8 protein-coding genes are annotated in these 10,530 nt (G+C 56.3%); 5 read left to right on the top strand and 3 right to left on the bottom strand.

Annotated elements, in window-relative coordinates:
* Positions 1 to 7: 7 nt before the first annotated feature.
* Positions 8 to 1,558, bottom strand: a complete 1,551-nt coding sequence (locus tag HIJ39_RS12460; protein WP_169100171.1) for a hypothetical protein — start codon at positions 1,556 to 1,558, stop codon at positions 8 to 10.
* Between the two features lie 139 nt (positions 1,559 to 1,697).
* On the opposite strand from HIJ39_RS12460, the gene HIJ39_RS12465 reads away from it, so the two are divergent.
* Positions 1,698 to 2,867 (top strand): alpha-hydroxy-acid oxidizing protein, encoded by a 1,170-nt coding sequence (locus tag HIJ39_RS12465; protein ID WP_169100173.1) that lies wholly within the window; start codon positions 1,698 to 1,700, stop codon positions 2,865 to 2,867.
* Positions 2,868 to 3,272: 405 nt separating this feature from the next.
* Here HIJ39_RS12465 and HIJ39_RS12470 read toward each other — a convergent pair whose 3' ends face one another.
* A complete protein-coding gene (locus HIJ39_RS12470) occupies positions 3,273 to 4,124 on the bottom strand; it encodes a hypothetical protein (RefSeq protein WP_169100175.1) in 852 nt (283 codons plus the stop codon).
* Entirely contained in the window at positions 4,111 to 4,452 is a 342-nt protein-coding gene (locus HIJ39_RS12475; RefSeq protein ID WP_169100177.1) for a PadR family transcriptional regulator, read from the bottom strand. The genes HIJ39_RS12470 and HIJ39_RS12475 overlap by 14 nt, the downstream gene beginning before the upstream one ends.
* Positions 4,453 to 4,673: 221 nt before the next feature.
* Here HIJ39_RS12475 and HIJ39_RS12480 point away from each other — a divergent pair, with 221 nt between their 5' ends.
* From HIJ39_RS12480 to HIJ39_RS12500, 4 genes are all read left to right on the top strand, one after another.
* Positions 4,674 to 5,297 carry a pyridoxamine 5'-phosphate oxidase family protein gene (locus tag HIJ39_RS12480; RefSeq protein ID WP_169100179.1) on the top strand — a complete coding sequence of 208 codons (624 nt, stop codon included), beginning with the start codon at positions 4,674 to 4,676 and terminating at the stop codon, positions 5,295 to 5,297.
* Positions 5,298 to 5,849: 552 nt separating this feature from the next.
* Positions 5,850 to 6,530, top strand: coding sequence for a glycerophosphodiester phosphodiesterase (locus HIJ39_RS12490; RefSeq protein WP_169100183.1), 681 nt, complete (start codon positions 5,850 to 5,852; stop codon positions 6,528 to 6,530).
* A gap of 44 nt (positions 6,531 to 6,574) precedes the next feature.
* The gene (locus HIJ39_RS12495; protein ID WP_169100185.1) at positions 6,575 to 7,762 is read left to right on the top strand and encodes an MFS transporter; all 1,188 of its coding nucleotides are present in this window, start codon (positions 6,575 to 6,577) and stop codon (positions 7,760 to 7,762) included.
* Between the two features lie 913 nt (positions 7,763 to 8,675).
* Entirely contained in the window at positions 8,676 to 10,283 is a 1,608-nt protein-coding gene (locus HIJ39_RS12500; RefSeq protein ID WP_169100189.1) for an APC family permease, read from the top strand.
* Positions 10,284 to 10,530 lie beyond the last annotated feature (247 nt).

Below are 10,530 nucleotides of genomic sequence, written 5' to 3' on the forward strand. Positions count from 1 at the left end.
CTGCCGACTAGTTAATCGGAGTCCCGTTCGCGAGACTCGGGAGGGACGATATTTCCAAGACTTCAGACCAGTTCGCCGCTAGTCCGTGAAAGGCGGACAAGGAGGCGACGTGATGCAACTCGCCATTCGCGACCAAATAGACGGGGTTTTGGCCGTGAACCTGAATGAGCGTGCCGTCCGCAATCCAGGAGTTGGGAAGGCTCACGGGCGCTCCGACGGACGTGCTTCCGATCCCGTGAGGCAGATTGGCCACCCATGTCCATTTCAGGCCTAGCTGAGAGAACTGCGACCGACTGATCACATGGTGGAGCGCTCCATTCCAGTAGACGTAGACCGATGCCGTGCCCTGAAAACGAAGTAGCTCGCCATTGTAATAGGGGACTGCATTCTGGGTAATGGTCGCGCCGACAGGCCAGAAATCAGGGAGAGACGGAACATGGGTGACCTGGCCAAAGGTATATCCCAACGCGCCCAACGTGGCGGGATTGGCAACGTGGTGGAGGACGCCGTTAATGACCAGATAGACTGATCGGTGTCCTGACGCCTGAATGAGCGTGCCGGCACGAAACGGTGCGACGGCCGGTTCCCCGACAACATATGATGTGGCGGCGTTGAGGGTCGTGATCGTGGTCGGCGCTGTCCCAAAAATGCCTGTCTCAATGGCGTTGGACAACAAGGGGTGCAAGGTTCCCCCTTCCACGAGAAAGAGTTGACTTACTCCGGAAATGCGGACTAAGGCCCCATTCTCTAGAGCCGGGTTGCTGGAGGTAAAGGGTCTAACCGGCTCCGTTCCCGCGGATGCATAAGACGCCAGCACACTTCTCCAAGTGAAGCTCTCTGGAGCTGGCGTCGCGGTTGCGATGGCATCGTAGGTAACGCTTTCGAGGCCGTTAAGACCCGTCTGGGCCGCACCCGCAACTAAGCTGAAATTTGACCAGCCGGCGGAGGTTAATAGATGATTCCAATTTTCGAGGATATTGTCCCGGTGCCCCCAACACCCCAAAGCGCCAGCCGTTTGGCAGTCAATGTTGAAGGATCCACGACCATCGTTGTACATCCAGTTGAAATCCGATGACAGGACATTAATATCTTCGGCCCAGTTGCCGTCCCACGCCAGTACTTCCTGACCGGTGCTAAGCGATCCGGGGACGTTCGGATCGGTCGCATCCAGGGCACCGGTGGCGGCATAGATGTTGGCATCGGAATTCATGGCGGGAATGGCAGGCAGACCGAAAGCCAAACGGTTTAAGTTGGTGATGACAAAGACTTGTTCCGCGGGCATGAGTTGATAGTAATCGGGGGGCAGGGTAATTTCCTGGGCCCCTTCCTGTTTATCGGCGCTATTTATCTGAGCAACGATTGCGGTCCCGCACGCTTGGGATTGGTCTCCCCGCAACTGGCACGTGTGGTAATAGGTTGGGGCAATGTTTGCCGTAGGATTCGGAATGCTGGTTGCCGCCAGTGCCAGATTGGCGGGAAAAATCACGGCAAGGCCTGCTGTCACGCTGGCTAGAAGGCGGCGGATACGAAGAACCGGGGGGATGCTGAACTTCGCCATTATTGACTCCTATCTGTACCGTGCCGGTCTCCCCGGCGGCTTCTTGCTGTCCAATTCGCCAATAGTCGCAGAACCCCTGCATGGGGCAGGATTTTCTTAGGCCCAGGCCGAAGAAACGATCGGAGAAGGAGGCGCATGCATGAGCCAGTATGGGTTAGAAGCCCAGATGCGCATGTACATGCAAGCGTTAAGCGGGCAATCAAACTGGGCATGGCCTGTCGGGATTGACCAATGGCGTGCGGCCGCTCGGAGGGCGATGTCCCGAGAAGCTTGGGGCTACGTTGAGGGAGCAGCGGGAACCGAGGATACGATGCATGAGAACCGGCGGGCATTGGAACGGATCCGGATTCGTTCACGCATGTTGCGAGACGTGTCCGACCGCGATTTGTCGACGACCCTGATGGGCCAGCATTTTTCTGTGCCGTTTCTGCTTGCACCCATTGGCGTGCAAGAAATTGTGCACCCAGACGGTGACATGGCATCAGCTGCCGCTGCGGCCGCGTCGAACGTGCCCTTTGTTTTAAGCACGGTGTCTTCCTTTTCGATTGAGCAGGTGGCGCAAGCGATGGGGAGTGCCCGTCGCTGGTTTCAGTTGTATCCCGGACGCGATCCGGAGGTGATGAAGAGCTTTTTGAGTCGAGCGGAACAAGCCGGATATTCCGCCGTGGTGGTGACGGTCGATACCACGATGCTGGGGTGGCGACCCAAAGATTTGGAAACCCTGTATTTACCGTTTTTGTTCGGACGGGGAATCGCCAATTATACATCGGATCCGGCGTTTCGGGCTCGCCTCCAAGAGTCGCCTGGCCAGGATCCCGCAGCGGCCGTGCAAGAATTCTTGCGTATTTACGTCAATCCTGCTTTCACCTGGGGCGATTTGGCTGAACTGCGTCAGTGGACCCGCCTTCCTGTCCTAGTTAAGGGACTTACCCATCCCGCTGACGTCTCGCGAGCCCAGAGTTTGGGCTTTGATGGCGTCATTGTTTCAAACCATGGTGGCCGGCAGGTGGATGGGGGTGTTGCCACGATCGCGGTGCTACCGGCAATTCGCCAAGCCGTCGGGGACACCTTCCCGATTTTAATGGATAGTGGTATCCGCTCCGCTCAGGATGTGTTCAAAGCTTTGGCTTTGGGGGCTGACGCGGTGCTATTGGGGCGTCCCTATCTCTATGCCTTGGCCGTCGGAGGTCAAGAGGCGGTGGAAGACCTGCTGATGCAGTTCAAGGCGGAACTTGACTTGCAACTTGCCTTATCTGGGCACCGATCCATCTCAACGATTGAGTCGAATGATGTCATGGTCCGCTCTTGATAGCTTCAAGGGCTGGATGTTCCCCGAGGAAAAAGAAGTGGGCATAGGGCATGGCCGTCATTTCCGTCTAGTGAATAGGGCTTGTGCCCAATTAGGGGTATGGTTCATGACGCATCGATGTGGGCGGAGCACATCCGCGGAGCTATGCATCCGACCGGAACAGGGTTGATGAGCACGGGCCAATGATGGTCAATTCCTTCGTCAGGAGATGGTGCGCCATTTTGCTAGTGTAACGGATGTTCGTCTGTTTCGACTGCGGCACCACGGGAAAATCGGCCTACGAAGAGGCGAATCACAAGGATCCAACGTCTATTTCAATCACGCCCCAGGAAATACTTCTGGCATGATTAATTAGGTACCTGCATGGGAACGACACGTCCCGGGTCTCGCCAACGATTACCAGCTTTACTCCATGATCATGGGTGGCTCCGAATCGACGATCGGTTGGGTTCGCACGGCGCGGACGATGGCCGCCGATACCACGGAACCCAGATACCAGATCAGGGTAAACCATAACGGGTGAGTGAGCATCGTCATGGACGTCCACGCGGGGTCAGGCGGGACGGACACGCCCGTCGTGGTATACCAGTCGACATTCGGGGATGGACCTACCGGATAAAGCCGCCAGAACCCCACCGTAAATAACCCTGTCGCCAGCGCGAAGACCCCGGATCCAATGCCAGCGTTCGTGAATGCCTCCGCGGGATTCCGTGTCATGCGCCAGATGACGTAGATGGGAGTGCCCAGCATGAGAAGAAACACCGCGACCGTCGTCCATTCGGATGTGGCCACACGGCTCCAATAGCTGTAGGGTCCGGCAGCCCATAGAGGGTACGTCCCGACAACCAGACCGTCGCCTATCGCGAGAGCGATAAGCAGGCGATGATGCCGAAGGCCGGCACGAATCCGTTTATTCGGTTTCACGATGATGCCCGCGATGCTGAGCACCACCACAACCGGAAACACGACGGGCTGGAGAAAACTAAGCAGGGCGGCGACCCACGCCGTGATCCATAGGCCGATGGCGACGCCATTTCGCACCGGATGTGGGGGGGAAGCCATCCTCGCTTGTAGCAGCTCCACGGGGCCCAACGCGGCGAGTGCTTGAGCCTGTGCCTTATCAAAGGGCAGCCCCTCCGCGAGTCGCGCTTCGACGCCCCGTACGTAATGGTCGTAGAGTTCGTCCCGCACATTCTTCGCTTCGTGGCGCGGCGTGATTGCGTGTGTCGCGGCGTCGAGATAATCAAGGATGTTCAAGGAGGGGTCCCCCCTGACGAAATAACACGCGGTTGACTGCCATCGCCTTGTCCTCCCATTGGGCGCGCTGGGTGGCTAAGGCCCGTGTGCCTTTCGGTGTTAACGCATACAACTTGACCCGGCGACTCGCGATATCCTGCCAGGTGCCCTGGATTAAACCGTCGCGTTCGAGTTGGTACAGTCGGGGATACAGGGTCCCCTCCTTCAGGGCCAGGAGTCCTCCGGACTCCTCTTCGACGCGCCGTACAATTTGATATCCGTGGGCCGGTCCGTCCTCCAGGACGGCCAGCACCAGGAGAGACGGGATTGACGGCAGGAGCGTATCCATGAACGGTCTCCCTCCTATAGAATCCTATATACCTAGATAACTACAATAGAGGCTCCCCTGTCAACAAGAAACCGTGCGGCTGGGGGGCCGGACGCCCGAGGCGGGCAGCCGACTGGGCCGGGGGCCGAAGGCCACTCTGGTTGTGGTCTAAGACTCATGGGCTCGCGGGGGCTGGGCTACCCGGAGTACACTTAGCTAGATCCAGAAGGGGGCAGAACACCATGACGCCATTTCAGGATACCGTCTCAACGGAGTACGAATTGCGAGAGCTGTTGGGACATCCGTCTCGCCTGGTCCAAAACAAGGTCATTGACCGGTTGGATGGCCATTGTCGGTCCTTCATCGCGTCGTCCCCGTTACTTTTCTTGGCGACAGCGGATGCGACCGGGTGTTGCGATGTTTCGCCACGGGGCGATTGCCCGGGGTTCGTACAGGTATTGGATGATTCCCACCTCCTCATTCCTGAGAGGCTTGGCAATCGTCGACTGGATTCCTTCCGGAATATCCTGTCGAACGCCCACGTGGGTCTGATTTTTTTGATTCCTGGCCTTGATGAGACCTTGCGGGTGAACGGTCGCGCTTGCATTGTGAAAGACTCTGATTTACTTACGTCCATGGCTGTTCGAGGTCGGGTACCTACGGTAGCCATCGGCGTAACGGTTGAGGAATGCTATGTGCATTGTGCCAAAGCGTTTCGGCGTTCACAAACCTGGCATTCGTCGTCTTGGCCCGAATCCGTGCCGGATGTTGCTCAAATACTCGCTGACCACGTCCAGCTTGAAGGCTACAACCGAGAGACGGTCGCGCAATCCTTGGACAAGAGCTATAGGGAGACATTGTATTAATTGTTCATGAATAATTGCCGTGGTTCTATCATTGGTGCGGGGGCCCGTTTTGTGCGCTTTCCTGGTAGAGGTGAGGCGGGTATGATGATTTAAGCTCGCATGTTGACCTCCCATAGATGCACCCAAGATGGACGCGGTGTCCCCAACCGATAACGCACCGTGAATGGGCAGGCGTAAGCTATGAACGTGAGCGGCATGCCAGGAGGCGCCGCCTAATATTGCGCGGCCATCCAGCCATTGGCCTATGCCGAGGCTTTCTGCCAACACGCATGCATCGTGCCCTACGTGCCTGCTACACTAAGACATGCCGGTGCACTGCCCTCCTGCTATGAGCACTTCACGTGGATTGTGGGTATGCCGATCTCGCTCTGGCTGCCGGACCTCAATTCGATGCGGTAAATTTCCTGGTGGTCGCTGAGGCTGACGTGTTTTCAAGGACCCACCGCGGGAATGCATGGAGGGGCCGTCCGCATGTCTTCAGTCCGCCGACAAGGCAGGAAGAATGTCCGCCTATCGCGAATAACGAGGACGACATATAAGGAGGACGATCCCATGTGGATCATTGCCCATCGTGGCGGGGGAGAGCTCTTTCCCGAGAATACGCTCAAAGCGTTCAAAGAGTCGCAAGCCTTGGGTGTGGATATGGTGGAGTGCGATGTACACGTGAGCGGCGATGGCGAGCTCATGGTCATCCATGACGCGACTCTGGAACGGACCGGCGGAAAGCCGCTTAAGGTCGGCGACTTGACGGCCGAGGAGTTGTCCCGGATGGATGTCGGGGATGGCGAAGGCGTTCCGACGCTGTCCCAACTGCTGGAGGTTATCGACATCCCGGTCGTGGTCGAAATCAAGACACCGGCGGTCATCGAGGGACTCTTGCGTCTTCTGTCCGCCCGGCCTGAACTCACTCAGCGGATTGTACCCATTAGCTTCTACCACCGTGCCATTCAGACGTTGGTTGACCGGATTCCAGGAATTGAAGGCGGCGTGCTTTTGGCAGGCGTTCCCGTCAATCTCGCCGAGGTGGCGCGGGCCGCCCATGTTCGGCTGCTCTCTCTTCACTACCCATTGGTGACTAAAGACCTGGTTGACGCCATGCATCGGGAGAATGTTTTGGTAAGCGTCTGGACGCCCAACACCAAAGACGATATCCGGTCCATGGTGGACGCCGGAGTCGACGGCATCGCGTCAGACCGCCCAGACTGGGTCATTGATGCGGTGAAAGGCTCGTGACAGTGGAGGACCAACTCGGAGAGGCTGCTTACTCCTCGGGAGAAATGACCCGATTGGGAATGGGGGGATTGGCCCGCAACATCGGGTACGGCACCAATAAGGTGTTCGCGGCGGATTTGTTAAGCCGATTGACGCCGTCTCAGGCTTTAATCGGGCTAGTCCTCGGCATGGAAGGCCTCTTCGGGCTAGTCTTAAACCCGCTCACCGGATGGATTAGCGACCGCTATGTGACGCGCTTCGGCCGGCGGCGGGTTTTTATCCTCGTGAGCACTCCCATCGCAGGCATTCTGTGGATCCTGTTTTCTGGCCAGCGGAGTCTGCATTTAGCCATTTTATTCCTGGTCAGCTTCTACTTCTTTCAACAGATTGCCCCCACTCCGCTTCAAGCTTGGATGCCGGACATCGTGCAGAAGCGTGACTGGGGCCGGGCATCGGGCGTCATCAATCTCTGGTGGCAAGTCGGCAACCTGTTGGCATTCTTGCCCATACCCCTCCTTTGGAAGACCATTCATGGCGGCGCCTTCTGGGTTGTCGCGCTCATTATGATTGGAGCCGGGCTGGTAACGGGATTGACCGTGCGGGAACGTCGAACGCCGCCCGGGGGACAAAACCCGCGGCTGATGCGTACTAACTGGCTCAGCGCCGATCTGGTCAAATACTTCATCGCCCAATTGATGTGGTGGCTGGCCTTTGAAGCCATGGCTTCATTCTTTACGCTATTCATGATCCACACGCTTCACGGCACCCTGATTGACTCGGCGCTGGGCATGACGTTCTTCACCCTATCGGCAGTATTGGTGTCAGTGTTGTTCGGGCGTCTTTACGAGCGGTTTTCCGCGAAAAATACCCTCATCGTGTGTCTTGCGGCATTCGGCGCGATTGGTCTGACTGGCACCGTCATTCGAAGCATTCCCTTTGCCTTCGCGCTGCTGTTTGTGGCGGGCATCTTCTGGGGTGGCATTCAGGTTGTCGGTTATGCTTGGGGCTCGGAACTGCTTGGCCAATCACTGCCGAAGTACGCCGACCCCACGGAATATTACGGCCTGTTGTACGGAGTGGGTAACCTAACCCAGGCGGGCGGGCTTTTAGTGGCAGCACCGGTTGCCGGATTCATGATTGGTCTTCAGCACGGCAGCTATAGTGCCATGTTCTGGGTAAATGTGATGGCGTCGATCATTGGTGTCATCAGTCTCGTGCTGGTCCGTGAAAAGTCAAGAATACAGAACGCATAAATGATGCGCAATGGGGTGCATCGTTACAAACGAAACGGAACCATCCCGGGACAGTACGTGGTAGGCGAGCCGCTGATCGAGCGCAACGGTTGTCGTAGCAATGGCTGGCAAGTCCACGAGCGACCAGGCATCAATAGATTTGTACCGGCAAGAGGGATCCCGATTATAAGCCGACCCGAGGGACGCTATCCAGAGTCTCGCTTCATGCATATACCGTTTAACCCGATCCCGTCATCCAACATCGCCCGCAGATTCAACAGGCCGAGGCACGGGCTGTATCAAACCCCCAGGAGGCGGAACGGCAATTCCGGGCATTGGCGAACCAGTTTGCTCGCAATTGGGATTGCCTGTTTGCCCACGGAGGGTTTCACGAGTCATCGGGATGTCCCGGTGAGGCTCTGCTGCAGTATGAACGGGCTTTGAAAATCACTCCCGACCACCCTGGGTTCCGTTTGCGCACCTGCAACTTGCCAACTGCGTGAAATGGACACGGTCAGGTTGATGCACCCAGACGACTTCATCCCGTGGGTTCATCCGAAGAACCTCGCGGAAACATGTCGGATCGCCCGTACGCATTCCCAGGCGGCCAATCAAATCTATCAGGCAAGTGAGGAACACTATCGTGCATCTGAGTTCCTGATCAAAAATGCACGAGCCATGGGAAAACCCGTTCAGATCAACGCGCAAGTTATAGGTGTGATAAGATTCGTGCCGAATTGGGATATCGTCCGGCTCCGTAGCCCGGGGGACCGCTTGAGCTTGCGTCCCGGTTTTGGTCCTCACGGACAAACCAGCAAATATGATAGCCATTGAAATCGGCAAAATGTGTTGACAACTTTCCGGTTTCCATATATGGTATAACACATCAGTGATTTATCGAGATAAAGCAACGGGGGATTGACACAACGTGATTATGAAGGAAGGACGGCGCGAACTCCGTCTCTTGGATTTGATGATGACCGGTATTGGTGGCCTTGTGGGGTCTGGCTGGTTGTTTAGTTCGCTTACCGCCGCTAATGTTGCCGGTCCTGGTGCCATTATTTCGTGGGTTATCGGGATGGTCGCCATTGCGATTATTGGATTGACATTTGCGGAATTAGCCGGCCTGGTGCCCGAGATGGGCGGAGTTATCCGTTATCCCGAAATCTCTCACGGGAGTTTGACCAGTTTTCTGATTGGTTGGGCGGTGTTGATTTCCTATGCGGGTCTCGCGCCCATTGAGGCTGAAGGGGTATTGCAATATGCAGCGACCTATGTCCCGGGTCTTTATAATGCGGGATCATCGACTCTGACCACGGTTGGATTTGTGGTTGCAGCGGCCCTCGTCGTCAGCTTTTTCGTGGTGAATTATTTTGGCGTCAAACTCTACGCTAGGATTAATTCCAACATGACTTGGGTTAAGCTCGTGGTTCCTTCGTTGACCGCTATTTTGCTGCTGGTCTCCGGGTTTCACGCCGGTAACTTCACCCAACATGGGGGATTCTTGCCCAAGGGATGGACCGGTGTCTTCTCGGCCATTTCCACGGGAGGCATTATCTTTACCTTTACCGGCTTTCGCACCATGTTCGACATGGCCGGCGAGGCCAAAAATCCGCGACGTGATATGAGCCGTGCCTTGTTTCTGGCATTGGGATTTGTCGGTGTGTTGTATATCCTGCTGCAGCTGGCATTTATCGGTGCCCTCCCGGGCTCCGATCTCAGCCACGGCTGGGCTAACGTGGCGTTAACCTCTCCCTTCGCTAATTTAGCCATGGTGTTGAACATGAGTTGGCTGGCCATTATCTTATATGGCGACGCCATCGTCTCCCCCATGGGGACGGGATTCGTTTACGCCGCGGTCTTTCCCCGCAGTCTCTTCGCCTTTGCGAAAAACGGCTATTTTTGGCCGGTCCTCAAGCGTTTGAATCGCTATGGTACACCGGGCGCAGCCATGGGTATCAGCGTGGTCGTGGGCATTCTCTTTCTGCTGCCCTTTCCCAGCTGGCAAAAGATGGTGAGCATTCTATCCAGTGCCACGATTCTCACCTATATGATTGGGCCGATTTCCGCCGCCGCGCTTAGAAAAAGCGCGCCTGATGCGCGGCGCCCATATCGTGTCCGAGGGTTGGGCTTCTTGGGCCCCATCGGCTTCGTGGTTGGTAGCTTAATTTTCTATTGGAGCGGGTGGGACATCAACCGCTGGATGATGGGACTTTTGGGGTTCGGAATTGTAATCTACTTTGCATACGGTGTTCGGAAGATGAATCGGCCGTGGGACGACGTGAAGTCTGGGATTTGGCTATTAGTCTATTTTGTTGCCATGTTTTTGATGGAGCGTTATGGATCTGCAAACTTCGGGGGAGAAAATGTTATACCGACGCCTTGGGATCAGGCTATCGTGGCCGCAATCTCCCTGATCTTCTATTATTGGGGCGTGTCGGCACGAAAGACGCTCAGTCAGACCGATCAAAATGCTCTGTCTATGGTGTCCGCTCTTGATGCTGACGAGGCATCGGAGGAGGAACTGCGGCAATCCATTTAGGTGTGCCGCGTCATCCCACGGCAGCGAGTCGGCAAGAAGCGGCTCGCTGCCGCTTCTTGTTGGGTCTTCGTCACAAATTTGTCACACTTTCTCAGTTAGAGTCCAATTATGTGGTGTAAATAGGGAGGGCCCTGCCCCGATGGCGTAGCCGAGGGGCAGGGGCGGGCCGTCGGCCCGCTTTGATTCCAGATTTTGTCTGGACAAGAAACCATCCCATTCGGTTTCCTAGAGATTGGCGAAAATCAAT

Source organism: Sulfobacillus harzensis (genome assembly GCF_012933365.1).
Classification (GTDB): Bacteria; Bacillota; Sulfobacillia; order Sulfobacillales; family Sulfobacillaceae; genus Sulfobacillus_B; species Sulfobacillus_B harzensis.

Excerpts from the sequence above, each read along its gene's own strand:
- HIJ39_RS12460 (WP_169100171.1), bottom strand. The coding sequence starts at position 1,558 with ATGGCGAAGTTCAGCATCCCCCCGGTTCTTCGTATCCGCCGCCTTCTA.
- HIJ39_RS12465 (WP_169100173.1), top strand. The coding sequence starts at position 1,698 with ATGAGCCAGTATGGGTTAGAAGCCCAGATGCGCATGTACATGCAAGCG.
- HIJ39_RS12475 (WP_169100177.1), bottom strand. The coding sequence starts at position 4,452 with ATGGATACGCTCCTGCCGTCAATCCCGTCTCTCCTGGTGCTGGCCGTC.
- HIJ39_RS12480 (WP_169100179.1), top strand. The coding sequence starts at position 4,674 with ATGACGCCATTTCAGGATACCGTCTCAACGGAGTACGAATTGCGAGAG.
- HIJ39_RS12490 (WP_169100183.1), top strand. The coding sequence starts at position 5,850 with ATGTGGATCATTGCCCATCGTGGCGGGGGAGAGCTCTTTCCCGAGAAT.
- HIJ39_RS12495 (WP_169100185.1), top strand. The coding sequence starts at position 6,575 with ATGACCCGATTGGGAATGGGGGGATTGGCCCGCAACATCGGGTACGGC.
- HIJ39_RS12500 (WP_169100189.1), top strand. The coding sequence starts at position 8,676 with ATGAAGGAAGGACGGCGCGAACTCCGTCTCTTGGATTTGATGATGACC.